Source organism: Streptomyces sp. cf386 (assembly GCF_900103585.1).
Classification (GTDB): domain Bacteria; phylum Actinomycetota; class Actinomycetes; order Streptomycetales; family Streptomycetaceae; genus Streptomyces.
This window is the reverse complement of the sequence record NZ_FNHV01000005.1, coordinates 540,223-557,501: the sequence shown is the minus strand read 5'-3', so window position 1 is coordinate 557,501 and position 17,279 is coordinate 540,223. Positions and strand designations below refer to the sequence as shown.

Sequence of the window (17,279 nt, the reverse complement as noted above, 5' to 3'; positions counted from 1 at the left end):
CGACTGCTGAACGCGTGCGAGCAGCTGGCCACCGAGAAGGGACTGGGACAACTGGACGCCGGAATGAGCCTGGCCCGCCAGGATGCCTACCGGCGCATGGTCGACCGCGGTTTCCGTACCTGGCTGCAAGGTGTGACCATGCACAAGCCCAACGAACCTGGCTACAGCCACCCAGACGCCTACGTGATCGACGACTGGCGCTGAGTCCACCGCCATACCCGGCTTCGGGGAAGACCCGATGCCGTCAGGAGAGACTGACACCAGGACTCCACGCTGAACGACCTGCCGCTGACCGCCCGTCACCGTTCCTACTGACCACGGCGGCATTACGCAGGGATCACGAGACGTCAGCCCCTACAACACCACGCTTTCCTTGCAGAGGTCGGCGTCGTGGCTGACGGGCAGACCGCCCCCAGAGCCCTTCCTCCTCCGGTTGGCGGCCTGGTCCTCTTCTCCGGGAGGGACAGGTCCACCGCGCCCCGCTTCGTTGCTTCCGCGTCGGGCTCCCCGGCAGGGCCTCGAAGACGCCGGCGTCAGACCACTGCCGGAGGCGGTTGTGGACGGTGGACCAGGCGTCGAACTCCTGCGGCATCTCCCGCCACTGTCCGCCGGTCCTGGTGAGGTCTTTGATCCAGATCATCGAGGCGTGCAGGTGGAGACTGGCGAGGTAGCTGTCGGGAGTCTTGTCGTATCGGGTGTCTCACCGTCCCCTTTCCGGCCTCCTGGTACGTCACGCTCTGGGGCGGGTGAGGCACGTGGAGCCGACGTGAGCCGACCGGTGCACTGATGTCCGGGCGGGGACTCATGGGACATGGCCCGGCACCCGGCTCAGGTGCCGGGGAGGATACGGCGCGTTTCGTAGGCCCACATCGCGATCTCGACCCGGTTGCGGGCGCCGAGTTTGGCCATCAGGCTGGCCAGATGCGTCTTCACCGTGCTGAGGCTGATGTGCAGCGCGTCGGCGATCTCGGTGTTGGTCAGCCCGCGGGCGACGGCGAGGAGCACCTGCTCCTCGCGGGCGGTGACGGGGGACACCGGCTGGGCCACGGGCCGGCCGGCGGGCAGGTCCGCGAATGTCTGGAGCAGACGGACGGTGACGCTGGGCGCGATGAGCGCCTCACCGTCGGACGCCGACCGTACGGCCTGCGCCAGAAGGTCCGGTCCCGTGTCCTTGAGGAGGAATCCGCGGGCGCCGGCACGCAGTGAGCCGTAGACGTACTCGTCGAGGTCGAACGTGGTGATGACGACCACGGCCAGCGGGTCGGCGACGCCCGGGCCGGCGACCAGCCGGGTGGCCTCGAGCCCGTCGAGTACGGGCATGCGGATGTCGAACAGGCAGACGTCTGGGCGTAGTTCGCGGGCCAGACGTACCGCTTCCCGCCCGTCGGCGGCCTCGCCGACCACCTCGATGCCGGGCTGGGCGTTCAGCATGATCCGCAACCCGGTGCGGATGATCGTCTGGTCGTCAGCGACGAGGACGCGAATGGACACCGCTCTCGCTCCTCGCTCTCGGCAGTTCGGCTTCGACACGCCAGCCCCGGTCGGTACCCGGGCCGGCTCGTAGTGTGCCGCCTAGCAGGGTCGCGCGCTCGCGCAGTCCGGTAAGTCCGTATCCGTCGCGACCCCGGCCGGTGCGCCGGCCGTTGTCGCGCACACTCACCCGTACCGTGTGCCGTTCCGCGGCGACCCGAACGACGAGCTCGGTCGCGTCGACCGCATGGCGCAGCACGTTGGTCACCGACTCCTGCACGATCCGGTAGACGGCCGCGTCCACGGCCGGGGGCAGCGCGTCCAGTTCGCCGTCGAGCCCCAGGTCGACCCTGAGGCGAGCACCCGGGGTGCGCACCAGGCGCTCCAGATCCGCGACTCCGGCAGGGGGCGCCAGCTCGGCGCCGACCCCGCGGTCGCGCAGCGCGGCGACCATGGCGCGCATTTCCTCCAGCGTGCGCGCCCCTTCCTCCTCGACCCCCTCCAGCGCCGCGACGGCGGCGGACGGGTCGGTGCCCGCGAGCACCCGGCCCGCCTGGGCGATGATCACCATGGCCGACACGTGGTGGGCCACCGTGTCGTGCAGTTCCCGGGCGAGCTGCTCGCGCTCGCGGGAGCGCACCTGCTCCACCTGCCGCTCGCGAGCGGTCACCCGGAACCGCACGGCAGCCCCGACCACGCCGGGCAGCAGCAGGAAGACGAAGCCCACGACATTTTCGACGACCGGGGTCTCGTCCGTGACGGAACACAGCGCGCCGGTCGCGAGGATCACCGCGCCGCCCAGCACGATCTCGCGTCCCGATCCCCACCGGGGCAGCGCGTACACCAGCACGAGCACGACCGCGCCGGTGTACAGGCCGACGGGCTCGCGCGGTGCGGCGACGAGCGAGGCCGCCTGAAGCAGGATCACCGAGCCGAACGCCAGCGTCACCATCGCCAGCGGGCGGGTCCGGCGCCACAGGGGCAGCAGGCACAGCCATACGGCGAACACCACCGCCACCGGCCGCCACACGACGTTCTCGCGCAGGGTGGCCTCCAGCGCCACACCGGCAAGCCCCGCGGCGAGCAGCGCCCAGTCCCTCCGCACCCGGGCGGGCGCGTCGGGCGGCCGGGGTTCGGTCCACAGGGTTCGCAGGTCGTCTCGGAGCACGGTTCTCAGCCTAGGGACCGCGGCGTGCCGCGCATCGGCCGAAAGGACGGGTCGTCACTCCGCCCCGGGGCCGACGGATCCGCGGCCCGCGGGCCGATGCCGCGGAACGCCGTGGCGACGAGCCTCGGCATCGGCGGCCGTACAAGGACGGCCGACGAGGTGGTTGGAGGACCCGATGCTCTCGAAAGCCCTGTTGCGCCTGGGCGCAAGCGCCGCCCGCCATCCCTGGCGGGTGATCGCGGCATGGCTGATCGCCGCCACACTCGCCGTCCTCGCCGCCGTCGCCTTCGGCGGGCGGACTGCGGACTCGTTGACCGCTCCGGGACTGGACTCCCAACGGGCCGCGGAACTGATCGAGCGGGCCGGCACCGGCCAGGAGGGGATGACCGCCCAAGTGGTCGTCACCCCCCTCGACGACGGTGCGACGTTCTTCGACGACGACGGCGCGCGCACCGCTCTCACGCGGCTGCGGGCCGAGGTGAAGCGGCTGCCGCACGTGCTCGGCACGAGCGACCCGGCGGGGGCGCTCGACACGGGCGGGGACACCGCCGTGCGCGGCGGCCTCGTTTCGGCCGACGGGCGGATCGCGGTCGTCCGGGTGCAGTACCCCGACCAGAGCCGGCTGTCGGCCGAAGACCTCGACGCCCTCGTCGATCTCGGCGACCGGCTGCGCGCCGAACTGCCCCTGCGTATCGAGATGGGCGGGAACCTCTTCTACGCCTTCTCCGACCCCGACGGCGGTGCGAGCGAGCTGATCGGCCTCCTCGCCGCGGCCGCGATCCTGTTCCTGGCGTTCGGTTCGCTCGTCGCCGCCGCGCTGCCGATCGGCATGGCGGTCTTCGGGCTGACCGTCGGGGTCGCCACGATGACGGTACTGGCGGGGGTCACGGACGTCCCCACCTTCGCACCGGTCCTGGGCAGCATGGTCGGGCTCGGAGTGGGCATCGACTACGCGCTGTTCGTGCTCGCCAGGCACCGGGAGTACCTCGCGTGCGGGCTCGATCCGCAGGCGGCGGCCGGACGAGCGGTGGCAACGGCGGGGCGGCCGGTGGTCTTCGCCGGCGGCACCGTCGTCGTGTCGATCCTCGGCCTGGCGGTCGCGAACGTGCCGTTCATGACGGTGGGCGCGGTTGCCGTCTCGATCGTCGTCCTGACGATGGTGCTCGCGTCGGTGACGCTGCTGCCGGCCTTCCTCGGCGCGGCGGGCCCGCGCCTGGCCCGGGCCGGCCGGATCGGCCGGGCTCTGCAGACCAGGAAGCCGGGCCGACTCGCACGGCGGCGGGACCCGGAGGCAGGCGCCGCCCACGCCGCCGGGTGGCGTCGCTGGATCGGGCACGTCAGCCGGCACCCGGTGCCGTACGCGGTCGGCGCGGCGGGGCTGCTGCTGACCGCGACGCTGCCCGTGCTCGGCCTGCGCGTCGGCCTGCCCGACGACGGCTCACTGCCCCACAGCCGTACCGAGCGCCGGGCCTACGACCTCGTCGCCGAGGGGTTCGGCCCGGGCACCAACGGTCCCCTCGTCATCGCCGCGGACCCCACCGGTGATCCGGGAGTGCTGGACCGACTCGTCGGGGCGGTCGCGGCGGATCCGGGCATCGCATCCGTCGCGCCGACGCACATCGATCGGGCCACCGGCATCGCGACCCTCGTGGTGTTCCCGACCACCAGCCCTCAGGACAAGGCCACGGCCGACACCATCGCCCGGCTGCGCACCGACGTGCTGCCCACGGCGATCGGGCACGGCCCGGCCAGGGCCCACGTCGGCGGCGCCGCCGCGAGCCTGTCCGATGTGGGCCAACGCACCAGCCAACGCCTGCCGGTGTTCGTCGCCGCCGTGCTGGCGATGTCGTTCCTGCTGCTGATGCTGGTCTTCCGCTCGATACTCGTACCGTTCAAGGCGGTACTGCTGAATCTGCTGAGCATCGGCGCGGCCTACGGCATCATGGTCGCGGTCTTCCAGTGGGGCTGGGGAGGCGCACTCATCGGGCTGGAAGCGACGGTTCCGATCGTGTCGTTCATCCCGATGTTCCTCTTCGCCATCCTGTTCGGCCTGTCGATGGACTACGAGGTGTTCCTCCTCTCCCGCGTACGAGAGGAGTACCTGCGCACCGGCGACAACGGCACGGCGATCGTTGAGGGCGTCTCGCGCACCGCCCGGATCATCACCTCGGCCGCCCTCATCATGGTGGCGGTCTTCCTGTCCTTCGCCGTCGCCGACGACCCCTCCACCAAAATGTTCGGGCTCGGCCTGGCCACCGCGATCTTCATCGACGCCACGGTCGTACGCATGGTGCTGGTACCGGCGACCATGACACTCCTCGGCCGGACCAACTGGTGGCTGCCGAAGTGGCTGGACCGGATGCTTCCCCGCGGCCCGGTCGGCACCGACGACACCGACGCGGAATCCACGGGTGAGGCCCCGCGTCCACGGCTGGTTGACCGTTGACCCAACTCCTGCCCGACCTTGGCGTCCGGCACCTCAGCGCGTCACCTAGGGGCATATCGAGTCGTGATCATCGGGTGGTCCTGGTGAGGTCCTTGATCCAGATCATCGAGGCGCGCAGGTGGAGACCGGCGAGGTAGCTGTCGGGAGTCTTGTCGTATCGGGTGGCGATGCCTCGCCATGCTTTGAGCTTGTTGATCAGGCGTTCGACGGTGTTCCGCTCCTTGTGGAGATCGGCGTCGTGGCTGACGGGTCGGCCACCTCTGGAGCCCTTCTTCTTCCGGTTGGCGGCCTGGTCCTTCTTCTCCGGGATGACCGCCTTGATGCGGCGTTTGCGCAGGTGGGCGCGTCCGGCCGGATGCGGGGCCGGCCGACGGGCCCGCGTACCCGTACCTTCTTCAGGACGGGGATGAACTGCGGGCTGTCCGCTACCTGGCCTGTGGTCAGGATGAACGCCGGCGGGCGGCACTTGCGGTCGGCGGCGAGGTGGACCTTGCTGGTCTGCCCGCCGCTGGAACGTCCGACTCCGAACTGGCCGATGGCTACTCGAGCAGTATCAAGGTCGGTGACGCCTTGCCGGTCAAGATCCTGGAAGTCGACCTGTCGCGACGGCGTATCACCCTCTCGCACCGGCAAGCTGCCTCAGAGCTCTGACCAGGCCGCGCTGCGGTCTGCGTGAGACGCGGTTCGGGAATCACGGTGGCTGCCGGCCGTGTTCGGCCAACAGCCACTCGCCCGCCCCTGCTGCGTCCAGGAGACCCCTCTCATGTCAGAGCCAGAGATCGATGCCATCGTGTTCGACGTGCTCGGCACGCTGGTCGACGAACCCGCCGGTATCCGTGCCGGCATTCGTGAACTCGACCCGTCGCTCGACACTCCCAGCGTCGAGCGGCTTCTGTCGCTGTGGCAGCAGCACATCGAGCGCGAGCAACGCCGCATCGTCGATGGCGCCCGGCCCTACCTCACCAGCGACGTCCTCGACCTGGAGGCCGCCCGGCTCGTCGCCGATGCCGTCGGAGTCGACGACCCGACCGCCGTGGCGGCGCTGGCCCTGTCGGGCCGCAGGCTCCCGCCGTGGCCCGACACCGTGGCAGGGCTCGCCCGGCTCGCCGAACGGTTCCCGTTGATCGGCCTCTCCAACGCGAGCCGGACGGCGCTGCTGGGACTCAACGCACATGCCGGGCTGCGCTGGCATCAGGCTCTGTCCGCTGAAGAAGCCCGGACCTACAAGCCGGACCCAGCGGTCTACAAGCTGGCCGTCACCGTCTCCGGACGACCACCGGAGCGGCTCCTGATGGTCGCCGCGCACGCCTGGGACCTGCGCGGAGCCCAGGGCCTCGGCCTGCGCACCGCCTACGTCGCCCGCCCCGTCGGCGACCCGCCCATCTCCTCGGACAGGTTCGACCTGCACGCCGACGACCTGGCCGACTTGGCCGACCAACTCGTCCACGCCTAGGGCCTCCGGCCGATCATGCGCGGGCACGGCTCGGTAGGTTGCCCGCATGCCTTCTGCACTTGTTGTCGGTTACGACCCGCAAGCGATACCCGGCGTCGACAGGGAGGCCCTGAGCGCGGCTCTCGATGCGGAGCTGGCCCGGTTCGGCGAGCACGGTATCGACGCGGCCATGGCGTTGGTCGTGTTCGACAAACGGCCGAGTCCGCTCTCTCGTCGCGTCGCTGACCGAGCGTCCCTGGGATGTCGTGGACCGAGCGCCCCTGGGACGTCGTGGTCGTCGGCGGTGGGATCCGTAAGACCGAGCAGCTGCTGCCGCTCTTCGAGCGGATCGTGAACCTGACCCACCGCCATGCGCCTCAGGCCGCCATCGCGTTCAACACCAGTGGCGGGGGCAGCGTCGAGGCGGCACAGCGATGGCTCTGAGATCCGCCCGTCCGGTCACGTCTTGATGGTCACTGTCTCGTCCGGCATCCGGGTTGTCTGCTGTCCGGGTCCGCGTCCGGTGAAGCGCATGGCGATGCATGCCGCCAGGTACAGCGCGGCGACGATCAGCAGCAGCGTCTGATAGCCCGTCATCAGGGCCAGGTACTCGAGCGCGCCCCCGGTCAGCGCGCCCAGCAGGTTCGCGCCGAACGCGGACGTCGGGTCGGGGGCGAGGGCGAGTCGGTCGGAGAAGATGAGGTTGGCGCAGAAGATGGGAGCGAAGGCCAGGGCGATCGCGGCGGTGAGTCGGCCGGCGAAGGGCAGCGAGAGCACCGCCTGCGCCGGGACGAGCCAGGCCACCGCGAGGGAGCCGAAGAGCATGAGCTGAAGCACCAGCTGGTTGACCCGCCGCAGTCTGCGTCGGACCTCGACGGCGGCCAGGACGGAGACCAGGACGCCGAAGAAGACGAGGGCGTTGACCAGCCAGGTCGTACCGAAGTAGAGCGCGAAGCCGATCACGTTCTTCGTCTCGAGCAGCATGAAGGCCGCGCCCAGCAGGAACATGTCGGTGTAGCGGACGGTGCTTCGGAGGCGAACCCCGGCCAGGCGCACCGACAGCAGCGTCACCAGCAGGATCGCGCCCAGGGCGCCCAGATACAGCGTGGGGATGTTCCGGTGCAGCAGGTATGGGAAGGGGTGGTCATCGGTCGCGGCGGCCGGGACCGGGCCGCTGGGCTGCCAGGTCTGCTTGCAGGACTGGTCGGCGGGGGTCATCCCGGCCACCAGCACGGCCGCGTTCCGTTTGAACGTCGTCATACAGGGGGCGTGGCCGTAGAGGTCGTCGAGATCGCCGGCGAAGCGGTCGACCAACCAGCTCTTGCGGTAGTAGTTGTACATGGCGAACGCGCCGTCCGGCGCCAGGTGATCGCGGGCCGCCTCGAACGCCTGCCGGGTGAACAGGTAGCTCTCCAGCCGCAGATTGCTCGCACCTGACACCAGCGTCAGGGAGTCAGGGAGCGCCAGGACGATGAGGTCGTACTTGGCGTTCGTCCGCTCCAGGAATGCCCGTCCGTCGTTGATGTAGACGTGCACCCTGGGGTCGTCGTAGGGCCTGGCGGGGTGCAGCTGTGCGCCGATCTCCTGTAGACGGGGATCGATTTCCACCGCGTCCACGCGCTGGGCTCCGTGCGCCAGTGCGACGGCGACGTCATTGCCGTTGCCGGCCCCGATGATCAGCACCCGCTTGTGCGGGTTGCGTGGTGTCTGCTCGTACGCCTGCCGATAGGGCGAGTTCTCCCGCATCAGCACCGGGAGCGGTGCGGTGCTCTGGTGCGGGACGCCGTTGGCGGAGATGTAGTACGTCCGGGTGGCGGTCGGCGAGGGCTTGAGCTCGATCTTGTAGTAGGGCGACCAGGAGATGCCGGCCGTCGTCGTCTCCAGGAACAGCGCGGCGACCATCGCCGTGAGGGGGATGCCGTACAGCAGGGTGTTGCGGCGCCCGCCGAGGATCAGCAGGGCCGCGGCGGCGAGTACGCCCCACACGACCGAGGGGGCACGGAGCCAGGACAGTGCGGCGAAAGCGACCGAGCCGGTGATGCTGCCGAGCAGGTCGTAGCGGTAGGCATCGAGCGAGGGGAGTTGGCGGAAGAGATCTGCGGTGATCTTGCCGATCCCGGCCATGATCACCGCGGTCAGCAGGAAGATGGCCGGCAGGGTCACCCACTGGGGCAGGCCGGTGGTCTTCACGGCCGTGAAGTAGATGACCTCACTGCTGCTCTGGCGTACCTGCACCGGGTACGCGCGGACGAGGATGACGAGAAGCGCGAGGGGGATCGGTGTCCAGCGTTTGAGCCACTGTCCGCGCGCGGCGGGGATCAGGAACCCGATGCCGATGCCGAGGAACGACCCCAGCAGGATGAAGTTCGAAAAGTAGCTGAGGTGGACGACGTTGGCGCCCGCCCACCTGATCAGCGCCAGCTCGACGAAGAGCATGGTGGTGCTGGCCAGCACGAGCCTCCAGCGCACCGAGCTTTCTGTTTGCCCGCTTTTGTTCACCTTCACGTCGGTTTACGGTGCCAGCTTCTGGCCGACGAGTCGAGCTGCCTTGCCGGTCTACTTCATTCCGGTTCATTGACAGGTCCGTACCAAAGCGGGACTCTGAGAGCGCTCTCAGGATTTCCTGAATCGGCCGTTGTCGAACGGAGACAGAGCATGTTACGGACACTCGGACACCGAGCCGCAGCTGTGAGGTTGTTCCTCGCCACGGCCCTCGCCGGTGTATTTCTCGGGACCGGAGTGGGTGCACCGGCCCACGCCGCCGTCCCGGCGACCATCCCTTTGCAGATCACCAACAACTCGGCCCGCGGCGAGCAGTTGTACATCTACAACCTGGGCACGGAACTGTCGACCGGACGACAGGGCTGGGCCGACGCCAACGGCACGTTCCATCCCTGGCCGGCGGGCGGGAACCCGCCGACTCCCGCGCCGGACGCCGCGATCCCGGGGCCGGCGGCGGGGCAGTCGGCAACCATCCGCATACCGAAGTTCTCCGGCCGCGTGTACTTCTCCTACGGCCAGAAACTGGTGTTCAAGCTCACCACGGGAGGCCTGGTTCAGCCCGCCGTGCAGAACCCGACCGACCCGAACCGGAACATCCTGTTCAACTGGTCGGAGTACACGCTCAACGACTCCGGCCTGTGGATCAACAGCACCCAGGTCGACATGTTCTCCGCGCCGTACGCGGTCGGAGTGCAGCGAGCGGACGGCAGCACCGCAAGCACCGGCCGGCTCAAGCCCGGCGGGTACAACGGCTTCTTCAACGCCCTCAGGGCGCAGCCCGGAGGCTGGGCCAACCTGATCCAGACCCGCCCCGACGGCACCGTGCTGCGCGCCCTGTCGCCGCTGTACGGAGTGGAGACCGGGGCGCTGCCGACTTCGGTCATGGACGACTACGTCAACCGCGTCTGGCAGAAGTACGCCACCTCGACACTGACGGTCACGCCATTCGCCGACCAGCCCACCACCAAGTACTACGGCCGGGTCTCCGGCGGCGTCATGAACTTCACCAACAGCGCCGGCGCCGTCGTCACCAGCTTCGAGAAGCCGGACGCCTCCTCCATCTTCGGCTGCCACAGGAAGCTCGACGCGCCGAACGACCTCGTACGCGGCCCGATTTCGCGCACCCTGTGCGCCGGGTTCAACCGCTCCACGCTCCTGGTCAACCCCAACCAGCCCGACTCCAGTGCCGACGCCTTCTACAAGGACGGCGTCACCAACCACTACGCCCGCACGATCCACGCGCAGATGGCCGACGGGAAGGCGTACGCGTTCGCCTTCGACGACGTCGGCCATCACGAGGCGCTCGTCCACGACGGCAGCCCACGCCAGGCCTACCTCACACTGGAGCCCTTCAACTGATGTCCCGGGGGCCGCGTCAGGCTTCGAGGCGTTCCGTGTACGCCTCGGTCGGAGGGGCCGGTGTGGGACTGGTCATGCCCACCGACCAGAACTCCGTGGTGCCGGGAACGGACGTCACGTCGTTCAGGTACGGGGCCGGCGCCGCTTCGGCCGGGCCTCGCACGACGGTCCAGGCGCTCTCGTCGCGGTGCAGATACGTACTGCGGCTCTGGTCCTGGTAGTTCCAGCCCGATATCCATGTGGCGCGGCCCTGTGCGTCGCCCGCGATTCCACTCAACGACCCGACGGTGAAGCCCACTTCCTCTCGGGTCCAGGACGTGCCGTCCCAGTGGCCCAGGACAGGGTTGCCGGGACGGCCCGGCGGGCCGCCGATGCCGGCCTCGGTGCCCACCGCCCATACATCGTCCGGACCGGCCGAGTGGACGTCGGCTATGCCCAGACGCAGGCCCGCTACCGGGGGCAGGACCGTCCACGTCCCGTCCCAGCGGGCCACAAGCCCCGACCAGCCCCCGCCGTTCGACTGGTCACCGCTCACCCAGACCTCGCCCGGGGAGCGCAGGACGACCCGGTACAGATTCGCGCTCTCGACGGGCAGCGGGTCCAGCCATTGCCATTCTTGCCCCTCCCCGTGGAGCAGACGGGCGGCTCCGCCTCGGCTGCCGCTGATCCACACCTGCCGGTCCGGGCCGACCGCCACCGCGTTCAGGCGAACGTCCGACTCGCCCAAGCCCGGGAACGTCGCCTCGCGCCAAGTCGCTCCGTCCCAGCTCAGCAGCGGGCTACCGGTTCCGGCGGGCTGGGCCACACTCCACGCCGAGGCGGCGCAGACACCGGCGACGTCGGTCAACCGGGTGTGGTTCAGGTGCGACAGGTCGGTCTTCGTCCAGGCGCTGCCGTTCCACAGCATGGCCAGCCCCCGCCCCTGCGACGCCCCGACGCGGCCTTCCTCGCCCACGGCCCAGGCCAGTTGGGGTCCGGCAGCGGCGATACGACGCAGCTGCGCGGCCGGAGTGCTGCCGGGCGCCGGCACGGCCTGCCATTCCTGTGTCCGGGGCGTCGCTAAATCGGCCTGGGCCGGAGGCGGGCCGAGCGCGATCCCCGAGACCGTGCCGATCGCCCCTGCCACAAAACGCCTTCGTCTCACCGCGGGGTCCCTCCAGTCGGATGGGCGGACAGGAGGGACCACCGTGAACCAGCGAACCGCAGAGGTCTAGTTGCTCAAGTGACAAATCCCCCTGAAACGCGGCGCCAGGATCTTTGCGGGTCAACCCCTTTCACGGTGCGGTTCCCTGCCGGTGGTCGGGCAGTGAGCGAATCTCGTCGCCGAGGTCGGGGGAGTGGACGGTGTGCCCTCGGGCGAAGCTCTTGAGGGTCGCGGGCCCGGTGTTCTTGGCGGCCCGGGCGGAATAGCAGACCTCCATCTGCCGGCATTGCGGGCAGAACAGACTGGCGACGAAGGGGGACAGCGTGACCGGGCCTTCGGCGCTCAAGACGTAGAACACGTCGTTGGCCACGGGATCGGGCCAGGTGAACTCCCGTCGCTCGAAATCCGGGTGATCACCCATCACGTGGTGTGCGACAACGTCGAACGTGTCCGACCTCGGCCGGTAAGAGCAGGAAACGGTCAGCAGCCACGGTAACCGCGTCAGAAACTCGGCCTTGATCAGTGCCTGCTCGAGGTGGGGTCTGATCTCCGCCACTCGTACGGTGGACTCGCCCGCACTCTGGGGCCTGTCGCCGTGGGCGGCGCGATTCCTTTCCGTGCGCAGGGCGTTGAGGTGGTCGACCAGCCCAGTGGTGTGGAGGTCGCCCCGCAGCGCGTTCGGGAGCCCGGGAACGACATCAGGGTGGCTCGCGGCGAACGGGCGGAGGGCTTCCAGCCAGTTGGTCCAGGTCCCGAACGTCGCACCCCCTCCGGCGAGGAGGGCGCTGCGGAGCGTGGAGAGGTTGCGCCGGCCGCTCTCCTCGCTCCCTTCGCTGCCACCGCTCTTCCCCCGCAGGAGAGCAGCCGCGGTGACGCTGACGCTGATCGCGAGGATCTCAGCCGCATCGAGCAACGCCTCGTACTGCTCCTTGCTGGTATTCGCCTGCTGGAGCGTGCGAAGGGCGCGGGCAACGGGGTGGGGCATCTTGTTCCGGGCGTCCACCCATACCGCGGAGGTGGAAGGCGGCTTCGTGTCGTCCTTGGCGAGCGGAACGCTCTGCTGCACCCGCTGGGGTTCCGAAGCCTCCCGTTGCTGGTGCGGGGACTGAGTTCGGGGAGGTGGAGGCCGGCGTCGTGCCGGTTCAGTACGTGGCTGCGGAGGCGTTGTCACGGGCGGCGCAGTGGGCCGACGAGCGGAGGGAGCGGCGGCGCGATCAGCTGCACCGGGCGGGGCCCCGGCAAAGGAGTGGGGCGAGCGGTCACGCCTGCGCGCCAGCCAGCGTCTGACGAGCAACCGGAGCCAGGTGGGAAAGACGCCGAAAAGGATGACAAACGTCAGCACGGCGAGAAGCGTGTCCAGCCATACCGGCAACTCGGTGGGCTGATCGCCGGAGGGAATGGAGACGGCTGTCAGGAGCCCCCAGCCGACGGTCATCCAGAACGCCCAGTCCCGATGAACGGGACTGTCGTACAGCGCCAGCACGGCATTGCGTCGCTTGGAGCGAGGCGCCGGTGGAGCTGACGGCGAAACCCTGGAGTCATCGGTCATGCGCGTATGGTGCCCGGGAGACGCACATCGCATCCAGTCGTGCGTGAGCAACGATTGACGCAGGGTCACGTCGTACGGCGAGCCCCGCAGTCGACTCAGGGGGCGGGGCTCCTCAGGGGGCCGGCCTGGGATCAATCCACAACGCCTCGGAGACGGCGCACAGTTCGCCTTCGGCCGTGGCGACCGCCGCGCCCATCGTGTGCTTGCGGCCGGACTCCGACAGCAGCCACGCGTATGCGATGTACGGCTCACCCGCGGCGACCGGCCGCAGAATCGTGCCCGTGAGAGACGCGGTGACCGCACCCGGGCGCTGGGTGCCGAGGAAGCGGCCCGCCCAGTTTCCCGGGCAGTCCAGGGCGCCCCAGACCAGGTGGGTGGGGAGCAGGCCGTCAGGGTCGGCGAAAGCGTGCGACGGGATCCAGGCCGAGGCGACGAGGTCGAGACCCGGCACCGGGGAGCAGTACACGCGCAGACCGCGGTCAGCGGCGCGCAGGCCGCAGCCGAAGCAGTCGACCACACCCGACGGCGGCGCAGCCCGGAACCTTTCGGCCGCGGCGGCCGCGTCGTCCCAGGAGGGCGCGGCAGGCGGGTCGACCTGCAACTCGGCGGGACGCGCGGAGGCCAGGGGTCGTTCGGCGTCGCCCAACTCCACGCCACCGTCCGCCGTTTCGGCGATCCGCACGGGCACCTCGACCGGCACCGGCCCACGGAAGTCCACCCGCACCGTCCGCGCCCCGGACCTCTCCGCCAACACGCCCGCGACGTAGCCGCCGAAGGCCACCTCGGGGTAGCCGATGTACAGCTCCGGCACCACGATCGCGTCACTCGTCGTCATGATCCCCACTTCACCACACCTCAGGATCACGCTCATGCCGACTGGGCCGGCCGAGGTGGCGTGCCGGCTCAGCTGCCCGGCGTGAGGCCCAGGGTGTTGAGCACTCCGTACACCCCGAGGAAGAGGATCGCCGCGCTGCTGATGACGAGGGCGGCGGTGAGCCAGGGGTTGGCGCGGAAACGGGGCGGGACGCCGGTGTAGCGCAGGCGCCAGACCGCGATCACGACGGCGAGGAGGAAGATGCCGCCGCCGATGCCGCCGATCTGCACCATCAGGACCGGGGACTGGACCCACAGGAAGAAGGACATCCACACCGGGGGCAGGCACCAGGTGAGGATCCGGATGGTGCGGGTGCGGACGCGCATGTCCTTCCAGTCGATCACGCCGAGCAGACCGAGGGTGTTGGTCCACAGCCGCGGGACGCTGGCCGACGAGGCGACGGTGACCGAGAAGAGCACGGAGATCGCGCCGGCCAGGAAGAGGTACTCGGCCCAGGGGCCGAGCGTGTCGGTGTAGCTGTGCGACAGCGTGGTGATCATGTCGTTGCCCTCGGGCACCAGACCCTGCGGATGCAGCACGGAGGCGCCGATCACGTAGAACGACAGGGTGCAGAGGGTGCACACGATCCAGGACACGCCCACATCGAGCCGCATGACCTTGAGCCAGCCCTCGGCGCGCCGGGCGCGCTGCTCGGTCCCGTCGTCGGGGCCGGTCCAGCGGGCGTAGCCCTTTTCCAGACACCAGTAGGTGTACGTCGTCATCTCGTCGGCTCCGACGCCGGTGATGCCGAACATGGCGAGGGCGATGCCGACCGTGCCGGCCGGGATCTGGAAGCTGAGCCCGTCGACGAACTGCTCGGTGCCGTACCCGAAGGCGGTGAGCGGCAGGGCGAGTGCCAGGCCGACGGTGATCACCGTCTTGAGCGTGATGCCGATGACCTCGACGCGCTCGACGACGTGGTACTTGCCCGTCTGGAGGATGAGGATGGCGGCGGCGGTGACGATCACGGCCCAGATCGTGAGGGACGCGGTGCTCAGCGACCCGCCGTGGATCGGGAAGAGGATGGAACAGGCGGCCGCGGTACCGCCGATGATGCCGCCGCGCTGGAACATCTTCGCGAAGTCCATGCCGATCCAGAGCCAGTTGATCCAGCTCAGGCGGCCGATGCGGGGTCCGACATCGCGGAAGCCGTCCAGCGCGGGGCGGCCGTTGAGGATGGTCCAGCGGGCCAGCTCCATCTGCACCCAGACCTTGACCGCGGTCGAGATGATCACGAGCCACAGCAGGGCGAAGCCCGCCTTCGCGCCGAGCGCGGTGGTGGTGATCAGTTCACCGGAGCCGACCACCGCGGCGGACAGGATGAGCCCGGGGCCGAGGTGGCGCAGGCGGCCACGGAAGGAGTCGGGGGCCGGGCGGGCGTCTTCGGCACGCAGCGCGTACGGGTCGGGCTGCGCGGGTGTCGGCGCCGCGGCGGCGCCGTCGGTCGACGTGATGGCCATGTCAGGTCCTAGGGGGATCTTCCGGCGTCGTCGCCGGTATCCGGTATGGGGACGGGTGGGGGGTGAGTCGTGGTGCCGGGCGCGTGCGTGGGGGCGTTCGGGGGCGGCCGGCCCTGAAGGTGACGGGGCTCAGCGGGCCTGGTGGTGGGGCGTCTCGCCTGCCAGTACGCGCACCACGTCCTCGGCCACCATGGCGCCCATGGCCTGATTGGCCTCCGGAGTGCAGGCGGCCATGTGCGAGGTGAGGAGGGTGCGGGGCGCCTCGCGCAAGGGGTGGTCGGCGGGCAGGGGCTCGGTGCTGAAGGCGTCGAGGGCCGCGGCCCCGAGCTGCCCGGAGTGCAGCAGGGCGGCGAGCGCGCTCTCGTCGATGAGGCCGCCGCGCGCCGCGTTGACCAGGATCGCGCCCGGCCGCATCGCCGCGAGGCGGGCGCGGTCCAGCAACGGCGTGCCGGACGGGTCGGGCGGGGAGTGCAGGCTGACGGCATCGGCGCGGGCCAACAGGTCGTCGAGGGCGGCCGGTTCGGCGCCGTGCGCACGGACGTCGTCGCCGGGGACGTACGGGTCGTGGGCGAGTACGCGCATCCCGAAGGCGTGGGCGTAGCCGGCTAGCAGACGGCCGATGCGGCCGAAGCCGACGATGCCGAGCGTCCTGCCGTGCAGTTCGGGGCCGAACAGCTTCGGCCAGCCGCCCGACTCCACCGCGGTGTGCGAGGCGGTGAGGGAACGCGCCGCCGACAGGAGCAGACCGAAGCTGTACTCGGCCACCGCACGGGAGTTGCTGCCGGGTGCGCACACGACGGGTATGCCGCGCGCGTGGGCGGCGGCCACGTCGATGGTGTCCACGCCGACGCCGTGCTTGGCGATCACCTTGAGGCGGGGAGCGGCGTCCAGCACCTCGGCGGTGATGGGGTCCATGCCGACGATGAGGGCGTCCGCCTCGATGGCGTGGGCGAGGAGTTCGGCGGTGGGCAGGGCCGCGTCGGCGCGGGGGCGGAGCGGTCCCGCCCCAGCCTCCTCGAGGATCTGCCAGGGGCGCGCCGAATGCCGAGCGAAGGTGGGCGTCGTGATGAGCGTGGTCGGCATCAGCGCGCTCCGCCGCGCGCCGCTTCGAGGTGGGACGTGGCGATCTGCTGGAGGTGGACGACGTCGGCCGCGACCGAGGCGAACGTGAAGCCCTCGGCGAGGCGGCGGGCGGCGCTCGCGCCGTCGGCGTTGTGGATGCCCGCCGCGATGCCCGCCGCCTCGGCCGCCTTGCTGATGCGGGCCAGAGCCTGCTCGAACTCCTCCTGCACGGACGGGTCGGTGGACGTCGCGCCGCCGATCGCCAGGCGCAGGTCGGACGGGCCGACGTAGATGCCGTCGAGGCCGGGCGTCGCGCAGATCGCCTCCACGTTGGCGAGACCGTCGGCCGTCTCGATCATCGCGAGGACGGCGGTCTGCTCGTGGGTGTCGGCCGGGTTCGGGCCGATCCGGAGCTGGGCGCGCATCGGCCCGTACGAGCGGCGGCCCAGCGGAGGGTAGCGGACGGCGGCGACGGCGTCCGCGGCGTCCTGCGCGTTGTCGATCAGCGGGACGATGACGGCGGTCGCGCCCGCGTCCAGTGCCTTGCCGATGTAGGTGAGGTCGTTGGCCTCCACGCGCACCATGCCGACGGCGGTGCTGCCCTTGGTGTCGGTGGCCAGGAGGTTGTTCAGCATGCCTTGGTAGCCGAAGAGTCCGTGCTGAGCGTCGAAGGCGAGGTAGTCGTAGCCGATGCGGGCGAGGCGCTCGGCGGCGATCGGGGAGTCGAGCAGGGACCAGTAGCCGATGAGCCGCTCCCGGGCGCGCAGGGCGGCGGTGAACTCGGCTGATGTGCGGCCGGTTGCCATGAATGTC

General features: G+C 70.2%; 15 protein-coding genes and 2 pseudogenes. 6 read left to right on the top strand and 11 right to left on the bottom strand.

All coding sequences use genetic code 11. From position 1 onward, the window contains the following. Positions 1-204, top strand: a 204-nt coding sequence (locus tag BLU79_RS16315) for a hypothetical protein (RefSeq protein WP_218137777.1), incomplete at its 5' end; no start/stop codon positions are given. A gap of 133 nt (positions 205-337) precedes the next feature. Here BLU79_RS16315 and BLU79_RS50005 read toward each other — a convergent pair. From BLU79_RS50005 to BLU79_RS16300, 3 genes are all read right to left on the bottom strand, one after another. Next, positions 338-631, bottom strand: a complete 294-nt coding sequence (locus BLU79_RS50005) for a transposase (protein WP_371131874.1) — start codon at positions 629-631, stop codon at positions 338-340. Between the two features lie 197 nt (positions 632-828). Beyond that, a complete protein-coding gene (locus tag BLU79_RS16305; RefSeq protein ID WP_093906458.1) occupies positions 829-1,491 on the bottom strand; it encodes a response regulator in 663 nt (220 codons plus the stop codon). Then, a complete protein-coding gene (locus BLU79_RS16300) occupies positions 1,466-2,638 on the bottom strand; it encodes a sensor histidine kinase (RefSeq protein ID WP_093906457.1) in 1,173 nt (390 codons plus the stop codon). Before BLU79_RS16300 ends, BLU79_RS16305 begins: the two co-directional genes overlap by 26 nt. 175 nt (positions 2,639-2,813) lie before the next feature. Between BLU79_RS16300 and BLU79_RS16295 the strand changes: the two genes are divergently transcribed. After that, the gene (locus BLU79_RS16295; protein WP_093906503.1) at positions 2,814-5,084 is read left to right on the top strand and encodes an MMPL family transporter; all 2,271 of its coding nucleotides are present in this window, start codon (positions 2,814-2,816) and stop codon (positions 5,082-5,084) included. A 67-nt stretch (positions 5,085-5,151) separates the two neighbouring features. Here BLU79_RS16295 and BLU79_RS16290 read toward each other — a convergent pair. Next, positions 5,152-5,606 (bottom strand): annotated as a pseudogene (locus BLU79_RS16290) (transposase); the annotation flags it as partial. Between BLU79_RS16290 and BLU79_RS47425 the strand changes: the two are divergent. The 3 genes and pseudogenes from BLU79_RS47425 (at position 5,568) to BLU79_RS16280 (ending at position 6,960) form a co-directional block, all read left to right on the top strand. Then, positions 5,568-5,735, top strand: coding sequence for a S1 RNA-binding domain-containing protein (locus BLU79_RS47425; protein WP_107489295.1), 168 nt, complete (start codon positions 5,568-5,570; stop codon positions 5,733-5,735). The pseudogene BLU79_RS16290 and the gene BLU79_RS47425 overlap by 39 nt on opposite strands. A gap of 112 nt (positions 5,736-5,847) precedes the next feature. Next, positions 5,848-6,537 carry a haloacid dehalogenase type II gene (locus tag BLU79_RS16285; RefSeq protein WP_093906456.1) on the top strand — a complete coding sequence of 230 codons (690 nt, stop codon included), beginning with the start codon at positions 5,848-5,850 and terminating at the stop codon, positions 6,535-6,537. Positions 6,538-6,583: 46 nt separating this feature from the next. Further along, positions 6,584-6,960 (top strand): annotated as a pseudogene (locus BLU79_RS16280) (hypothetical protein). A gap of 15 nt (positions 6,961-6,975) precedes the next feature. Here the strand turns inward: BLU79_RS16280 and BLU79_RS16275 are convergent. Beyond that, complete coding sequence (locus tag BLU79_RS16275; RefSeq protein ID WP_256333331.1) at positions 6,976-8,970, bottom strand: spermidine synthase; 1,995 nt, start codon at positions 8,968-8,970, stop codon at positions 6,976-6,978. A gap of 201 nt (positions 8,971-9,171) precedes the next feature. On the opposite strand from BLU79_RS16275, the gene BLU79_RS16270 reads away from it, so the two are divergent. Then, positions 9,172-10,377, top strand: a complete 1,206-nt coding sequence (locus BLU79_RS16270; RefSeq protein WP_093906455.1) for a glycoside hydrolase family 64 protein — start codon at positions 9,172-9,174, stop codon at positions 10,375-10,377. 16 nt (positions 10,378-10,393) lie between these two features. On the opposite strand, the gene BLU79_RS16265 is transcribed toward BLU79_RS16270, so the two are convergent. The 6 genes from BLU79_RS16265 to BLU79_RS16240 all read right to left on the bottom strand — a co-directional run bounded on the left by BLU79_RS16265 (position 10,394) and on the right by BLU79_RS16240 (position 17,272). Then, positions 10,394-11,503 carry a beta propeller repeat protein gene (locus BLU79_RS16265; RefSeq protein WP_093906454.1) on the bottom strand — a complete coding sequence of 370 codons (1,110 nt, stop codon included), beginning with the start codon at positions 11,501-11,503 and terminating at the stop codon, positions 10,394-10,396. 148 nt (positions 11,504-11,651) lie between these two features. Then, positions 11,652-13,070, bottom strand: coding sequence for a hypothetical protein (locus BLU79_RS16260; protein WP_143052501.1), 1,419 nt, complete (start codon positions 13,068-13,070; stop codon positions 11,652-11,654). 112 nt (positions 13,071-13,182) lie between these two features. Continuing rightward, positions 13,183-13,905 (bottom strand): PaaI family thioesterase, encoded by a 723-nt coding sequence (locus BLU79_RS16255; protein WP_093906501.1) that lies wholly within the window; start codon positions 13,903-13,905, stop codon positions 13,183-13,185. 68 nt (positions 13,906-13,973) lie between these two features. Further along, on the bottom strand, positions 13,974-15,404 hold the full coding sequence (locus BLU79_RS16250; RefSeq protein ID WP_093906452.1) for an Nramp family divalent metal transporter: 1,431 nt from the start codon (positions 15,402-15,404) through the stop codon (positions 13,974-13,976). Positions 15,405-15,533: 129 nt separating this feature from the next. Further along, a complete protein-coding gene (locus BLU79_RS16245; protein WP_093906451.1) occupies positions 15,534-16,487 on the bottom strand; it encodes a phosphoglycerate dehydrogenase in 954 nt (317 codons plus the stop codon). Then, positions 16,487-17,272 carry an HpcH/HpaI aldolase family protein gene (locus BLU79_RS16240; protein ID WP_093906450.1) on the bottom strand — a complete coding sequence of 262 codons (786 nt, stop codon included), beginning with the start codon at positions 17,270-17,272 and terminating at the stop codon, positions 16,487-16,489. The genes BLU79_RS16245 and BLU79_RS16240 overlap by 1 nt, the downstream gene beginning before the upstream one ends. Between the last annotated feature and the right edge of the window lie 7 nt (positions 17,273-17,279).

Excerpts from the sequence above, each read along its gene's own strand:
- BLU79_RS16240 (WP_093906450.1), bottom strand. The coding sequence starts at position 17,272 with ATGGCAACCGGCCGCACATCAGCCGAGTTCACCGCCGCCCTGCGCGCC.
- BLU79_RS16270 (WP_093906455.1), top strand. The coding sequence starts at position 9,172 with ATGTTACGGACACTCGGACACCGAGCCGCAGCTGTGAGGTTGTTCCTC.
- BLU79_RS16285 (WP_093906456.1), top strand. The coding sequence starts at position 5,848 with ATGTCAGAGCCAGAGATCGATGCCATCGTGTTCGACGTGCTCGGCACG.
- BLU79_RS16295 (WP_093906503.1), top strand. The coding sequence starts at position 2,814 with ATGCTCTCGAAAGCCCTGTTGCGCCTGGGCGCAAGCGCCGCCCGCCAT.
- BLU79_RS16250 (WP_093906452.1), bottom strand. The coding sequence starts at position 15,404 with ATGGCCATCACGTCGACCGACGGCGCCGCCGCGGCGCCGACACCCGCG.
- BLU79_RS16245 (WP_093906451.1), bottom strand. The coding sequence starts at position 16,487 with ATGCCGACCACGCTCATCACGACGCCCACCTTCGCTCGGCATTCGGCG.
- BLU79_RS16255 (WP_093906501.1), bottom strand. The coding sequence starts at position 13,905 with ATGACGACGAGTGACGCGATCGTGGTGCCGGAGCTGTACATCGGCTAC.
- BLU79_RS16260 (WP_143052501.1), bottom strand. The coding sequence starts at position 13,070 with ATGACCGATGACTCCAGGGTTTCGCCGTCAGCTCCACCGGCGCCTCGC.